Annotated in this window: 10 protein-coding genes and 1 pseudogene; 4 read left to right on the top strand and 7 right to left on the bottom strand. The window is 58.1% G+C overall.

All coding sequences use genetic code 11. The features are described 5' to 3' along the window. Positions 1-1707: M10 family metallopeptidase C-terminal domain-containing protein (locus tag A3AS_RS0139040; protein ID WP_018322857.1), on the bottom strand; the 1707-nt coding region annotated here is incomplete at its 3' end. A gap of 199 nt (positions 1708-1906) precedes the next feature. Between A3AS_RS0139040 and A3AS_RS0139035 the strand changes: the two genes are divergently transcribed. Beyond that, complete coding sequence (locus A3AS_RS0139035) at positions 1907-2209, top strand: hypothetical protein (protein WP_018322856.1); 303 nt, start codon at positions 1907-1909, stop codon at positions 2207-2209. 383 nt (positions 2210-2592) lie between these two features. Here A3AS_RS0139035 and A3AS_RS0139030 read toward each other — a convergent pair whose 3' ends face one another. From A3AS_RS0139030 to A3AS_RS0139020, 3 genes are all read right to left on the bottom strand, one after another. Further along, positions 2593-3522 (bottom strand): glycosyltransferase family 2 protein, encoded by a 930-nt coding sequence (locus tag A3AS_RS0139030; protein WP_018322855.1) that lies wholly within the window; start codon positions 3520-3522, stop codon positions 2593-2595. A gap of 80 nt (positions 3523-3602) precedes the next feature. Then, positions 3603-4445, bottom strand: coding sequence for an epimerase (locus A3AS_RS0139025; protein ID WP_026202828.1), 843 nt, complete (start codon positions 4443-4445; stop codon positions 3603-3605). 81 nt (positions 4446-4526) lie between these two features. Beyond that, positions 4527-6428 carry a nucleoside-diphosphate sugar epimerase/dehydratase gene (locus A3AS_RS0139020; RefSeq protein ID WP_018322853.1) on the bottom strand — a complete coding sequence of 634 codons (1902 nt, stop codon included), beginning with the start codon at positions 6426-6428 and terminating at the stop codon, positions 4527-4529. An 855-nt stretch (positions 6429-7283) separates the two neighbouring features. On the opposite strand from A3AS_RS0139020, the gene A3AS_RS0139010 reads away from it, so the two are divergent. The 3 genes from A3AS_RS0139010 to A3AS_RS0138990 all read left to right on the top strand — a co-directional run bounded on the left by A3AS_RS0139010 (position 7284) and on the right by A3AS_RS0138990 (position 11933). Next, positions 7284-8477, top strand: a complete 1194-nt coding sequence (locus A3AS_RS0139010) for a CaiB/BaiF CoA-transferase family protein (protein WP_018322851.1) — start codon at positions 7284-7286, stop codon at positions 8475-8477. A gap of 538 nt (positions 8478-9015) precedes the next feature. Then, the gene (locus A3AS_RS46255) at positions 9016-9918 is read left to right on the top strand and encodes an O-antigen ligase (protein ID WP_157644510.1); all 903 of its coding nucleotides are present in this window, start codon (positions 9016-9018) and stop codon (positions 9916-9918) included. 1529 nt (positions 9919-11447) lie between these two features. Beyond that, the gene (locus A3AS_RS0138990) at positions 11448-11933 is read left to right on the top strand and encodes a hypothetical protein (protein ID WP_018322847.1); all 486 of its coding nucleotides are present in this window, start codon (positions 11448-11450) and stop codon (positions 11931-11933) included. 935 nt (positions 11934-12868) lie between these two features. On the opposite strand, the gene A3AS_RS0138985 is transcribed toward A3AS_RS0138990, so the two are convergent. The 3 genes and pseudogenes from A3AS_RS0138985 to A3AS_RS48010 all read right to left on the bottom strand — a co-directional run. Then, positions 12869-14371 (bottom strand): tripartite tricarboxylate transporter permease, encoded by a 1503-nt coding sequence (locus tag A3AS_RS0138985; RefSeq protein WP_018322846.1) that lies wholly within the window; start codon positions 14369-14371, stop codon positions 12869-12871. Between the two features lie 11 nt (positions 14372-14382). Then, positions 14383-14925, bottom strand: a complete 543-nt coding sequence (locus tag A3AS_RS0138980; protein WP_018322845.1) for a tripartite tricarboxylate transporter TctB family protein — start codon at positions 14923-14925, stop codon at positions 14383-14385. Between the two features lie 184 nt (positions 14926-15109). Next, positions 15110-15265: pseudogene (locus A3AS_RS48010) on the bottom strand (tripartite tricarboxylate transporter substrate binding protein); the annotation flags it as partial.

Here is a 15265-nt window from a genome sequence, read left to right as displayed (position 1 = left end):
GTCCTGGGAAAAACTGGACTCCGCCGTTTGCAATGCATAGTCGGCTCCCGGCAAACCCGCCGTCGATGACATGAAGTTGCCGCTGCTGTCGGTGGTCCAGATCGAATACATGTCGGANCCCGTGACCTTCCACGCGACCTCGTATCCGCCGGTCGTTTGCTCCGCACTGATCGGCAACCAGTTGCCGAACTGACCCGCCACAAAGTTCGCCCCGGAGGTCTTGAGCGAGGGACCCGACGAAGTACCGTTCGCATATAGGTAATAGTTGCTGCCAAGAAGCGTCAGGGTGGTCGCACCGAGCGACTCGATGACGACAGAAACAACCGCAACGCCGATCAGATCGGACGTGCTTATCGCGATATTGCCCGTGAGATCGATCGCAAAGTCCGCGACGCGATCGCCATTGGTGTCGCCCTGCAGCGTTGTGACGCCAAGCGAACTGTTGTAGCTGTAGTTGAGTTCGCCGGCAGATCCGTCAAAAGCGGAAAGGCCGATGAAATGGAAAAGATCGTAGCCGGCCGTACCGCTGATCGCGTCGATTCCGTGGAGGTCGATCTTATCTGAGCCCGACGTGAAGTCGGTGATGCGATCGTGTTGTCCGCTCGCAGCCGGGCTGTCGCCGAGCGCAAATACAAAGGTATCGGCGCCACCTGCGCCGGTCAGCGTATCGGTGCCACGTCCGCCCTTCAGCACGTTGGCGATTGCATTACCGATGAGCGTATCGTCGCCCGAGCCGCCGTTCGCGTTGTCGATATAGGACCGCGCGTCGCCGTTGTATAAATACGCGTTGAAGATGTTGCCCTGCGCATAGTGGCCGTTGCCGAGATAGGCGAGCTGAGTCGTCGAGGTGATCGACGATGCGCCCGGGCTAAGGTTGATCGTGACCGCCGTCGCGTAGTTCGACAGGTCATAGGTATCGATGCCATTGCCGTCCCAGATCGTCTCGAAGATGCGGTTGGCCGATCCGCCGTTGCCATCGCCCGGCGCGAGCTGGGCCGCGCCGTTGATGAATTCCCGACCGGTCGTCGGACTCCAGGAGTAGACCGTGTTTTCGCTGTGGGTCGAGAAGTTCGCGCCGTACAGCGTCTGCAGCGCGAGGATATCGTTCGCCATGTAAGTTTGCGGATATCCGTAGGCCTCGTTGGTGTAGCCGGTCAGGGGCCCGCCGACATAGCTGCGATAGCTCATGACGGTGTATTCGCTGTCGTCGTGCGCAGTCGGCACGGCGACGTTGGCCGGACCACCGGTTTCTTGGCTGTGCTTGAGGCCGACAGCGTGGCCGAGCTCGTGCAGCGCAGTCGCGAAGTAATAATTGCCGAGTCTGGCCTGCGAATAATTGTACTGAGTCCCGAACCAGATATCGCCGCCCGCATTGTAGTTGCCGGGATAGTAGGCGTAGGAGGTGGGGTTGGCCGCCGGCGACTGCGCGACCATGATGTCGGCGCCGTTCGTGCCTGCGTACTGGATGTTGGCGTTGGTGTAGCCGTTGATCAACCCGATCGCGTAGGTGATCGCCGCCTGCATCTGGGTTGGTGCGGAGGCGAAGCCCGAAGTCGTCGGCTCACCGCTGCCGCCGGTGTACGAACTGGCATAGTCGCCAGGCAAATCCGGGAAGCTGTAGGTGATCGTGCCCGACCATCTATAGCCCGACAGCAGGCCGTCGATATCGGCATTGTTGGTCTTGCTGACTGTGACAGCGGTAGCCAAAGGAGAACTCCGAATCAGCGAGCCCCGTCTGGTTCGAGGCATTAACAGATGATTGTAGCTAGAGAGCTGAACGTTTGGTTTAAATGGGGCCGCCCTCCGGACCTTCTAGCCATAATGCCCTGTTAAGACATTAATCCCGTAGTCACACGGGATGCGTCAAGCTTAGGGTTCCCGGAACGCCCGTAACTTGCAGGCTTTCATGAAACGACGTTCACTGCCGCCCCTCCTGTTTGGCGCCCTGATCGCGCTTGCCGGATTGGCCCATCAACCCGTCGGAGGACTGCCTGTCATGGTGGAGAAGGCCAATGCGGACGACAGCGGCAAGGCGAGGCGTGCGCCCGCCATGCCGTTGGCGCGAGATCCTGCCGCTGCGGTGGCAGAGGAATACGAAGCTGCCCGTCGGAAGGGAACGCGGGACGCTCTTGAGCTCTTCATTGCGCGCCACGGCGATGGTCCCCTGGCCGAGCAGGCGCGCGCCGAAGTGAAGCGCCTGTCGCGCTGATCTCGCAGGCACCGCATCGGGGCTGGCATTTTGGCAGGCAGGATCGGCGTCGGGGCGGCTTGTCGCGTGATCTTTCGGCTCTATGGTAGGCCCGCAATCTGTCCCGGAGCCTACCTCCCTTTCCGCATGACTCCGAAGCCCTGTTGAGTGGACAAGGCGAGCTACGACAGATTCATCGCCAAAGCGAAGGCACCGCATAGATAATTTCGTCGCGAAAGCGACATCCTGGTGCTCGCTTCCACCGTGCCGAGACCTGCCGCCAGTTCTGCAACAAGGCGTCTGGACGGATCAGCGAATTATGAAAGCCGGAGGTTCCCTTGAGGAGATCCTTGAAAATGCACACGAAGACGCAAAAAGACCGCGTAGAAGTACATAAACCACCGCTACAACCGGCCAAATAACGCCCCGACGAAAAGGCCAAGATTGTCGACGAAGCTTTGCCGGTAGACACCGGACTTCCAGACCAGCCACAGCCGCATCGGCCATGCGGCCTGACGGATCCTAGCGTACCGATCGAGGACGAGTGCATTGTGCGACGTCAGCAGGTTTCGCATCCTGCCCAGCACATTGAGATTGACGTCGTTCCACATCACCATGCGACCGGACGCGAATGCTGATAACCGAACGAGCCGGGCTCGAAAACCTTTGTTCGCGCCAACTAGATTTAGCCCATGCTGCCTGTATCGGAGGCTAGGCCAAGGATCGTAGTGTGCGGTGCCACCTATTCCCGTCACGACCTGATAGGTCCACCAATCATGCGAGACCAGCGCAACGTCGGCCGGCGTGGTCCGAAGCGCGGCTCGGGCCGCGCGATTGAACACCATGGTGTTGCCGCCGCCGATGTTCTGTACCAGGGCATTCTGAAAAGTCGGCTCGCGCGAGAAGAGCGGCGAGAAACCAATCGGTTCTCCGCTCTCTTCGATCAGCTCCGTTCGCGTAAAATACAGAGCGGGACAATCACTCTGATGCGCTTCGAACCAGTTCACGGCTTTCTCAAGTTTCTCCGGAAACCAAACGTCGTCCTGGTCGCTGTAGGCATACAAGTCACCCTCGATATCGTTAGCTCGAACCAGCGACACAAAGTTCTGCCAGAAACCGATTTGCGGCCCTTGCCGCACTACCACCTGCTGGGGAATCTGCTTGGCAAACTCTTCGATGATCTTGACTGTATCATCCGTCGAGCCGTCGTCGGACACCAACAATTCCCAATTGTGATAGGTTTGCGCCCGATAGGAGTCGATTTGTTCTTGAATGAACGCGGCGCCGTTTCTGGTCGCGAGCAGAATGACGACGTTTGGGCCTGTTAACGGCAACTGGGTGTTCCTGATTGAGCCTCTTGCCGCCGTTCATCGCGGCGCTAGAAATAGATTCTGGATCTCTTAAACTATTCGTTTCATTCTTCAAACCGCGGATGAAAGCCGCGCGGTTTCCAGCCAAAATCGCGGACCGCCGGCCCGGAATCGAACACCATGTCCTTTTCCATCCGGGTGCCCATGGCGGCATTTGCATTCGGAAGGAACGGCTTTGCCAGGCCAAATGCCATCCGCCACGCAAGTGGCGGTGTGGATATGATCCGGCGTGGCTTGCCGAGCGCGTCGAAAATACGACCGACCATCTCACGATAGCTGATTGTCTCACCGCCCGGCAGCGGATAGGTCTTGCCGATGGCTGCCTCGCTTGCTGCCGCCGCGATAGCGCCGATCGCCAGGTCTTCGGCGTGCACGGGCTGCCGCAGCCCGGCTCCGTTGCCCATCAAAGGCAGCACACCGAAGCGTCGACAGAGCCTCGCTAGCCGCGAGACATTCCCGTCACGGCCTTCTGCATAGATCATGGTCGGGCGCAGGATGGTCCAACCTACGTTGTAGCGCTCGCAATGGGCTATTAGGCGCCTCTCCCCCTCTGCAAGCCGTTGCAGCAGTTCGCGCTCCAGTACGATCTCGGAGTCTATCTTGGTGTCGATACTGGTGGAGGTGAAGGCGACGACGCGTTTGAGAGCCGTCGTATGGATGTGCGGCAGCGCATCCGCTAAAAGTCCGACCTCCGCCGTGCAATACAAGGTCTCAAACGGCGGCGGTTGCAAGGTTTCGGGCGTAGCGAGATCACCCTGGAGCCACATTGCTCCGCAATTACGGTGCGGTGCTCGAGACAACGCCAACGGCGTTTCACCGGACCTGACCAAATGCTCGACAATGTAGCCTCCGACAATGCCGGTGGCTCCCAAAACGAAACTTTGCATCTCTCAACTCACCAGATCGGCGCGCATCGTCCATTAGAATGACGACTTCTCAGACAAAATAAAGACTCTGACGTCTAAGCTCTAAGCGGCGTCAGAGCCGCATTCAGGGATCGCTTCGTGCAAAACTGCAAGTATGGCATTCCGATCAACCTTTGCAGTTGCTCTTTCGAGCGCATCCAACCATCGCTTCATCTGGAGAATGGATGGCTCGTTGGGCTTTGCCGCCATGACGCCCCGAATGCCAATCTCGACGGGAGGCTCTTCGCGCGCAAAAAGCTTTTCGTTTAGTCGCTCACCAGGCCTCATCCCGCTAAACGATATCTCAATGTCACGCCCCGGTTCGAGGCCTGACAATCGTATCATGCGTTCGGCCAATTCGACTATTCTGACTGGCTGTCCCATGTTGAGGACAAAGACAGAGGCATCATCGGGACGAGACATCACAGCATGAGACGCCGCCGTTATAACGAGATCACACGCCTCTCGAATGGTCATGAAATAACGCACCATATCCGGGTGCGTGACCGTCACGGGCCCTCCCGCCTCGATCTGCGCCTTAAATTTTGGAACAACGGATCCTTTGGATGCCAAGACGTTCCCGAAGCGCACCGAGATGAGTCGCGTAGCTTGGTCTTCGCCCTTCCGAATGTCGTGATCGAGAGCCTGGCAGTACATTTCAGCGAATCTCTTTGTGAGACCCAGCATCGAGACTGGTTCGATCGCTTTGTCGGTAGATATCAGCACCATGGCCTCAGCCCCGGAAGCCACAGCTGCATCGGCAACATTGATCGACCCAAACACGTTGGTCTTGACGCCCTCGCTCCAATCACGCTCCAAGATTGGAACATGTTTGAGTGCCGCAGCGTGAAAAACCATCTCCGGGCCAAACCCGCGCATGAGCTGGAAAATGCGGTTCCGATCGCGGATGTCGGCTATTCTTCCCTCGACCATTGCTCCGGGATGGCGGGCCGAAAGCTCCTCCATCACGGCATATAGTGCGGGCTCCGAATTTTCGATTATGAGCAGTCGGCTGGCTCCGTGCCGAAGAAGGCGCTCACATATCTCGGAGCCAATTGATCCCGCTCCTCCCGTAACGACAATCGCCTTCGCTTTTACCAATTGCTCGATCCGCCCATGATCAATCGGCTGGGTCGGTCGAAGCAACAGATCTTCTACGGCAATCGGCTTTAGCCTGGGAGCTTCGCCTCCATCCAAAGACGGCAAACGGCTAACGACAAGGCCGAGCTTCCTTGCTTGACTGAGGATCTTTTCCGGATGCGCGTCAACCTCAAATGCTGACGGACCCATCACGAGCCGAGCGATTGGCCGCTTGCGACTTGCCAAGTCGCGAACGACGTCTTCTAGGTCGTCTACTCCACCCAACACTGGAATGTTGCGCAACAGCTGTCCCCAATCGGCGCGCGACGGCGATAGCAGACCAGCCGGCCAAATCGCCTTCACAGAACCATTCTCGATGGCGCGCAGAAGAACTTCCAAATCGGCGGCCCTGCCAATCATGAGTGTGGGGGTGGCACTCAGTTCACGAGCATGGTGCAGCGTACGCGTATAGCGGAAATAGCGATATGCAAAACGGGAGGCGCCGAGAAAGAAGACTTGGAGGAACCAATAAAGAATGATGGTCACCTTCCCCAGGAAATATGTTCCATAGACGTTGGGGGCCAGGAAAATATAGTCTAGGGCAACAAGCGCGATAGTTAGGACCGATGCTGCGCGGAAAAGATTCAGCGCGTCAGGCAAAGAGAAGAAACGCCATTTCGTCGTGGTCAAATTGAACGCATAACAAACGACGACGCTCAAAGCGACAAAGAACGGCAGCACGCGAACAAGCAGCGGCAACCGTTCAATGAACAGATCGCTTTCGAAGCGCAAATAGAAGCTTGCGAGCACTGCCGCAACGGTAGCAAGAGCATCATGCACCGCGATCAAAAAATTACGATACGCGAGACTCGATAAAGGCGTCATTAGATTACGGCCCCAAAGTGCGGTAGAACCTCCCCAGGCTCTTTCCGCTTCTAACCCGGATGGCAGGGCTTTGCCACCGTCTCAACAGGTGCCTGGTTTGCAAGCTTTGAGATCGCTGGCGATGCATGATGTGGGTATTCGCACGGGCTAGACACCTGCTTAAGCGCGACCGCATCGAAGACCCCTTCGATCGTGCTGCCCACGGCTTCAGGGCAGGTGAAGATCCGCCGTGCTGATCTAACCTGTTGCCGCACCAATCGATTCAAGAAGGTTGCCGCGTTGCTGGTTGTTGCCTCCCAACCACAACGCGCAGCTTGGCGATGAACCAGCGACCCTGTACCGACTCGCCAAGCTAGTCGGCTAACTGCTCCGCACGGAGTCCGACGATGCTTTGCCGCTGAGGTCAATAGGCCAGACTTCAGCCATTTGGGTCACCCACTAAACTCCCCATTCCTGAAGCCCTTGCGATAAGAATAGACAGCACGAGCGACCGGCCAAACTGCCAAAGCAAATAGACCACCGGATCTCCTTCTTGATTTCTACGAGTTGGCCTCCAAAAGCATTAATCCACGCCTCCGTCGCGGTATTTTATTACCTCCACATTTATTGTAAGTGGGAGGATAGTCGCCATCAACAAGGCGGTAAGGGCCATCCCTAAGATCACAAGCAGCATCGCGACCTCGGATCACGTAGCACAGTCAATAAAGGCTGGGCAGAGTGGCGCGGCGCTGTGCGAAGCGGTTCCACGGCCGAGAACACCACGCCTGATTGACGGCATCGGCGCCAGGACTGACTTGCCGTCGGAGGCTTCCACACTATGGTAGCCCCCGTTAACCGGTCCCGGAGCCATTCAAGATGCCTTTTCCGCATGCCTCGGAAGCCCTGTCGCGCTTCACCGTGCTCGATCTGACCCGCGTCCGCTCCGGGCCCACCTGCGTGCGGCAGCTGGCGGACTGGGGCGCCAATGTCGTCAAGATCGACGCGTTGACCGAGGATGCCGGCGGCGAGCAGCCGGGCGGGCCGCGGCGCGGTTCCGACTTCCAGAATTTGCACCGCAACAAGCGGGCGATGACGCTGAACCTGAAGGACCGGCGCGGGCTTGCCGTGTTCAAGCGCCTCGCCGTTAAGGCCGACGTCGTGGTCGAGAATTTCCGGCCCGACGTGAAGAAGAAGCTCGGCATCGACTATGACAGCCTGTGCCAGATCAATCCGCGTATCGTCTATGGCAGCATCTCCGGCTTCGGCCAGGACGGCCCCTACCACAAGCGCCCGGGCTTCGATCAGATCGCGCAAGGCATGGGTGGGCTGATGTCGATCACCGGGGCGCCGGGCGAAGGCCCGATGCGGGTCGGTATTCCCGTCGCCGACCTGACGGCCGGGCTGTTCTGCGCCATGGGCATCCTCACCGCGCTGCTCGAGCGTGAGGTCTCGGGCAAGGGCCAGTGGGTGCAGACCTCGCTGCTCCAGGCCCAGATCTTCATGCTCGACTTCCAGGCCGCGCGCTGGCTGATGGAGAAGGAGGTCGCCAAGCAGGCCGGCAACAACCATCCGACCAGCATCCCGACCGGCGTGTTCAAGACCTCGGACGGCTACATCAACATCGCTACCACAGGCGGGCGGATCTGGGAGCGTTGCGCACAGGCGATCGGCGCACCGGAGCTCTATGCCCATCCGGACTATGCGACGGCCCCTGCCCGTTCCAAGAACCGCGACGCGCTCAACGCCGAGATCGAGAAGCGCACCGTAGCGAAGTCGACCGCGACCTGGGTCCGCGAGCTCAACGAGGCCGGCGTTCCCTGCGGTCCGATCTATGCCATCGACGAGATGTTCGAGGATGCGCAGGTCAAGCATCTCGGCATTGCGCAAGACGTGCCGAACGACGAAGGCCGGCATATCCGGCTGGTCGGCCAGCCCGTGACTCTGTCGCGCACGGCGAGCAGGATGGTGGCGCGGCCGCCGGAATTCGGCGAGCAGACCGACGAGGTGCTGAAGGAGTTCGGCTTCGGGCCCGACGAGATCGCAAGCTTAAGAAGAGCTTTTATCGTCTGAGGCGCTCTCTTGCTTGAGCTGCGATCTTGAGCGCGCTTGGAATCGCGCTGCCATGCAAACCAATCGAGGGACTATGGACAGCGGGCTTAGCTCATTTACGGTAGACAAGAAGTGGTACAGTTGGGTCCGAGACTTCCGGCGCTTTCCGACCCTCTTGAGCTCAACAACAACGAGCGATGTTCTCGCCGTGATCGCGGTCGCATCGCTACCGTGGTCTACAACCGTCACCTCAATCTTCAGCGCTCTCTGGGTACTTAGCGTATTCCCAAGGATCCCACTCGAAGAACTTGCTAATTTAATAGGCCGTTCCAGAGCCGGTTTTGCGGTGGCGCTGTTCGCTCTAGCCATGATAGGCACTCTGTGGGCGACTGACGTCTCTTGGACCGCTCGACTACGAGGCGTAAATCCCACGCTAAAGTTTCTTATGATGCCGTTCTTAATATACTACTTTCGAGAGTCATCGCGCTCATTTTGGATACTCTTGGCGTTCCTTGGATCTTGCACTGTTCTCCTTGCCTTGTCGTGGGTCACAGCGTTTGTGCCGAATCTCACCCCGACGGCAAGTTTGCAGCCCGGTGTTCCTGTAAAAAATTACATCGATCAAAGCCAATTGTTTGCGTTGTGCGCTGTGGTTTTAGCTTGGCCAATTTCTGAGTTGATCAAAGACGGAAGGACCCATTTGGCGTTGCCCCTGCTCGCGCTATCAATTGTATTTCTTGCCAATCTGACTTTCGTGGTCCTCGCTCGGACAGCTCTAATATATGTGCCGATCATGCTGTTTGTTTTCGGAGCGTTTTATTTGCCGCGCTCACTTTTTTATGGAGCGATTGCATTTTGCTTATTGCTTGCGGGGTCTGCGTGGTTTGCCTCACCCAATCTACAAAATCGAACGAATAGTATCCTGGTCGAATATTCAAAGTACGGTGCCGGTAATGATATAACCTCTGCTGGATTGCGACTCGAGTATTGGCGCAAGTCGGTGGGGTTCGTTCGAGAAGCTCCTGTCATCGGGCACGGCACAGGATCTGCCCAAATGTTATTCGATCGCGCCGCACTGGGGCAAACCGGGCTTGGCGCGGAGACGATCAGCAATCCACACAATCAAACTCTCAGCGTAGCCGTGCAGTGGGGACTAATCGGGTGTGTCGCCTTGTACTCAATGTGGATTGGTCACCTTAGCCTTTTTCGGGGTTCCGGCTTTTATCCATGGCTCGGCTTCATTGTCGTGGTGCAGAATGCAGTCAGCTCGCTATTCAACTCACACCTGTTCGATTTTGTGCCGGGCTGGATCTATGTGATTGGCGTTAGTCTTGCAGCAGGGAGGATCATCCACCAGAACGACGAATCTGCCGGACGATCCCTATCGAGAAGAATGGAAGTGCAGAATGGAATGCGCACTTTCTATTCCGAGAACGTGGGTCACGGAATCGTTCCTAGGTAACCGCCGGAACTCAGCCAGGGTCGATTTGGAGGCAAGCGGAAGACAGACTGTTAGATTCCAGACAGATCAGGAAGCTCGCTTTCAAGCGCATTCGCAAACGCGAGAGTTCTGTTCGCAGGACAGTCACGAATTGTTTGTCCATTGGACAAGCAGTGGTGTAAGCGCTCTTCTTGACGCAGCCTTGCGCCGTGGGGGGCATGTCGCTGTTTGGATGACGTCGACCATACAAGCGAGCAAGTCGCCTACGTAGCGGATCGACGTTGCTTGCCGAAAGGATCTCTCAGCAGGCGAGAATGGCCAGTGCTCGGCATCATCACCAGCCCTGCGAACGCTGTATTTTTCCGCTGAGCTTGGAACGAACCAATTCATCGCGGCGGAAACTCGCACTGTCTGGAGTAACAAGTCTTCAATTTCTAGCCAGAAACGGGACGCTATCGCCGCTCTTCTGATAGTCCGCTGCTAGTCGCCATCCCGCAATATCGTGGGCTATACCGCACGCGTCGCAATGCAGCTTCTTTTCACCTAGCAACCGTTGCCCCCGCGCGAGAGCCGCTTCTGAGGCCGGCTCGAGACAGCTTGGACACACAAGCGGCAGACGTCTAGCTTTCCAACGATCTATGAGGTTAAACAAACCTCCGAAAATCAAAAGGTGAAAACGATCTATTCTCATTGTTTGCTCGGTTCCGCATGATCTACTGTCGGCGATCGGCTCCGAAAAGTGCCAAAGCGATCGTGTTGCAAGATTGTCGGACGCCCATTTGGCACCCTACCCAAACGCTCCAAATGTTTCCAGCTCGTTTTGCGTGCTCCGGAACTACGCGCGGCAATACGTGATCCTGCAAAGACTAGTCAGGTCTACGTACTGGCGCCCGGCTAGGCGGCGGCTCGTTCAAATCGCGGGCCCAAGGAGCACCTGTTGCGAGTTTTGATTTTGAAGAGATTTCGTCAGAGCTCACACAAGACGAAATAAGAAAGGCTGCCGCAACCGCAGTGGCGCCCACCATTACTCTCAAAGAGGTCAGCAGCGAACGGCTCGATCGGAATGGAGCTTCCTGCATCCCAAGCACCAAGTGACTCGATTGACTTAAACTAGCATGAGCGTGTACAGGGCGTCGAGCACTCAATAGTCCGATCGAGCCTGCTTCCAGCCCCTTAAGGCGAGCGTCAAACGAGGACCCGGTCGAAGATGATCCAAAATTGGCTCCTGGCCGTCTTTAGCGGCTTGATGGTTGTCGGGTGCTTCTTCACTGCCATCTTCGTCGATAGTATCTCCTTTAGGATAAGGGAACGACGATCCCGCCTCGCTGCTTCCCATCGCCGCACCTTCGGGACTCCAACAGCCGTGCGTTGAAACAAACGTCGGTGTCGATCCGAGGGCCTATCGTCGGCCAATCACCTCTACATCCTCTTTGCCGCGGGGGGGCCGAGGATGCTTTCTCGGCCAAACCACTGCACCTCAGAGGACAACGACGTGATCAAGATGCCATCGTTCCCAATGCCAAACATCCCGGAAATGTATAGATAATCAGATGATTTTGAGCACCCATGCAATCGTCGGTGGCGCGATCGCCAGCCTGGTTCCATCACATCCGGCAGCCGCGGCGATCGCGGGGTTCGCAAGCCACTTTGCAATTGATGCAATTCCGCACTGGGACTATCCACTTCGCTCAATAAGTCTAGGCAAAGGTGCTAACAATCGCGGCCTCTCCTTCAGCAGCGCGACGCTGACGGATTTTGCAATTATCGGAATTGATGCGTGCGCTGGACTCGGCCTAGCGCTTTGGATGTTTGCAACGGCAGCATCAATTTGGACGATTGCGATCGGCGCCTTCACCGCGATGTTGCCAGACGCCTTGCAATTCGTTCACACCCTTTACCCGCGCGGCTTACTTCACGCCGTCCAACGCTTTCATTGGTGGATACACTCTAAGCGCGCGTTGACGGGATTATTTGGCGTGGGTTCGCAACTCGCATTTGCCGGAATGATTGCTGCACTTGCGAAAAGCTTCCATTAAATCCGGCAGTGACTGTCAGCCGCGCTACCCAACGAAGAATGCGGGTTCTCTTGAATCTAAGCGGACAGGCGCTTCATCAACCTTTCGGTTTCCGTCAAAGTAAACCCGTCGGTTCGATCCCTGTAGGACTGCGAATTCATCAGGGAGAAGCGCGCAGGCTTTCTAGCAGCGATGTGCGTTGGGAGTCCCGGGCACGTTGAGGGGAAGGCCACGTACGACCACCTCAGTCCGCCGACCCATTGGGGCAACTCTTGGGGAATAGCCGAGCCGGCGGACTTTCGGGCGGAACTGAGGTTGCGCCCTCCAATGCTATTTAAACAGGGCCGCATGTCAAACAGCGATATTCGGGTGAGAAAGCGAGAATTAGGTCGGGATAGTTTCTGTTGATTGTTGTTTTCATTGGATTGAGCTTGTCAAAGTCAGGCAAGGACCGAGCGTGCCTTGAACGTGATCGCCCCTCGTTGCCCGAGCGCAAAACAGAGGAAACGGGAACATGACCAGTCGAAATGTCTCTCACACGGTCTGCCCGGCATGCCAATCCGCTTACCTACGTTCCATAAAAGCCTGTGCCAGGTCTGAGACGGGGCAGTTCTCATGTACCGCTTGTGGCGAGATCATCGCCCGGTGGCATACGCCATACGTGCCCATTTACATCATAAGCGACGGAGCCCCCTTACTGCCGACAAAGACCGTCGAGCCTCCGCGTAACACAAAGCTCGTTTTTGCGGAGGCTATAGTGAACGAGATTTGCGAACCGAAAACTGAACCACCAATTTTCTACTAGCTCGGTCCGTCAAAAATTATAGCGCCCCTCATAACCCGGAGCATGCATCGAGGGCCGACCGAGGTCTCGCGCTCAACACCGTTAGCAAATCAACTTCAAGGCCAATCTCTGAGACCACCGCGAAGATTATCTGCCTAAAGCTTCCGTGGCCTTAGCTCCGCTGCCTTCGTCCCAAGCGCGTGAGAAGCCCGTCGATCATCGGCCAGAACAACAGCATGATCGCCAGCGTCGTGATCGAGCCGACCAGGCCGTTCGACCAGAACACCTTGAGGTCGCCGCCGGAGCCGATCATCGACAGACGAAAGGCATCCTCGGCCCGATTGCCGAGCACGAGCGCGAGGGTGAACGGCGCCAGGGGAATGCCGATCTTCTTGAAGACGTAGCCGACGATGCCAAAGCCGAGCATCAGCCAGATGTCGAACATCGCGTTCTGGATCGCATAGGCACCGATGGCGCAGGACACCACGATCATCGGCGCAACCGCGGCAAACGGCACGCGCAGGATCGAGGCGAAGATCGGCACCGTCGTCAGCACCAGCACGAGGCCGACGACATTGCCGAGATACATCGAGGCGATCAGGCCCCAGACGAAGTCCTTGTGCTCGACGAACAGCAGCGGCCCCGGATTGAGCCCCCACACCATCAGGCCGCCGAGCAGGATCGCCGCGGTGCCCGAGCCGGGAATGCCGAGCGCCAGCATCGGCAGCAGCGCCGAGGTGCCTGACGCATGTGCCGCCGTCTCCGGCGCGAACACGCCCTCGATGCGGCCCTTGCCGAAACTTTCGGGATCCTTGGCGAAACGCTTGGCAAGGTTGTAGCCCATGAAGGAGGCCGCGATCGCGCCGCCCGGGGTGATGCCGAGCCAGCAGCCGATGAAGGAGGAGCGCAGCAGCGTCGCCCAGTATTTCGGCAGGTCCTTCCAGACGCCGAGCACAACGCGGAGCGAAATGCTTGCGGCGTGGCCGCGCAACGCCAGCCGCTCCTCCATCGTCAGCAGGATCTCGCTGATGCCGAACAGGCCGATCACGGCGACCAGGAAGTTGATGCCGCGGAGCAGCTCCGGCGAGCCGAAGGTCATGCGGAGATTGCCCGACACCGTATCCATGCCGATGCCGGCGAGCAGCAGCCCCAGCGACATCGAGATGACCGTCTTGTGCTTGGCCTCGCGCCCCAATCCGACGAACGAGCAGAATGTCAGCAGATACACCGCGAAGAACTCGGGCGGGCCGAACTTCAGTGCAAAGGACGAGATCATCGGCGCGAGGAACGTGATCAGCAGCACCGCGACCAGCGAGCCGATGAAGGAGGATGTGAACGCCGCGGTCAGCGCCTCCGCGGCCCTGCCCTGCTGCGCCATCGGATAGCCGTCGAAGGTGGTCGCGACCGACCAGGCTTCGCCGGGGATGTTGAACAGGATCGAGGTGATCGCGCCGCCGAACAGCGCGCCCCAATAGATGCAGGACAGCATCACGATCGCCGAAGTCGGATCCATCGTGAAGGTGAGCGGCAGCAGGATCGCGACGCCGTTGGGACCGCCCAGTCCGGGCAGCACGCCGACGAAGATGCCAAGCACTAGCCCGACCATCATCAGGACGAGCGTCTTCCACGTCAGCAGGACGGCAAAGCCGTGAAGCAGGAGACCGAAAGCTTCCATCGCGGGACCGCCTAGCGGCCGAAGGCCGCTTCGAGCGGCCCTTTCGGCATGATGACGTCGAAGGCGACATCGAATGTGACGAACATGATCGCCGTGAACACGAGAGCGGTGAGCAGCGACTTCCACAGCGCGATCTTGCCGACGAAGCGCATGAAGCCCGAGATCAGGAGGAAGCTCGCGACATAGAGGCCGAGGAACTGCATCACGAGGCAGAACAGCAGCGTCGGCACGAACACCGCCATGACGCGGCGGGCCTGCGCGCGCGTAACGAAGGTTTCGGACGCCGCACGCCGCGCCAGCAGCGCCACGATCAGGCCGTAGAGGCTGCCGCCGCCGAGGATGACCGAGAGATAGAACGGAAAATAACCAGGTTCGGGCCCGGTCGAATCCCAGGATGCGCCGGTGCGCCAATTGTCGTAGCCGAACGTGACGGCCAGCGCGAGCAGCAGCAGGCAGACGAATATCTCGATCGTGCCGGACGAGACGACGGAAGGCGAATCGTCTTCAGGCGCGGTCGGATCGTCGACGACGATTTCAAGATCGGTTTGGGACATGCTCTGTTAGGGACGGAGTGCGTTCAATTCCCCCTCTCCCCACGTGCGGGAAGAGGGGGAATCTCCACAAGGACGGTGAGAGTCGAAATCGCGGAGACGCCCCTCACCCCAGCCCTCTCCCCGTAAGAACAGGGAGAAGAGAGAGAGAGAGAGAGAGAGAGAGAGAGAGAGAGAGAGAGAGAGACTACTTCGCGACGAATCCAGCTTCCGTCATCAGCGACTTGTTGATGGCATCGTCCTCCTCGAGGAACTGCACCATGTCCTTGCCGGTGAGGAAGATCGGCTTCAGCGCCTGCTTCTCCATGTAGTCCTTGTATTCGGCGGTCTGCGTCACTTTGTG

The sequence above is a fragment of the Bradyrhizobium sp. WSM2793 genome (assembly GCF_000379585.1).
GTDB lineage: Bacteria > Pseudomonadota > Alphaproteobacteria > Rhizobiales > Xanthobacteraceae > Bradyrhizobium.
Note: the sequence above shows the minus strand (reverse complement) of the source record. Positions and strands in the feature narration are given on the sequence as shown.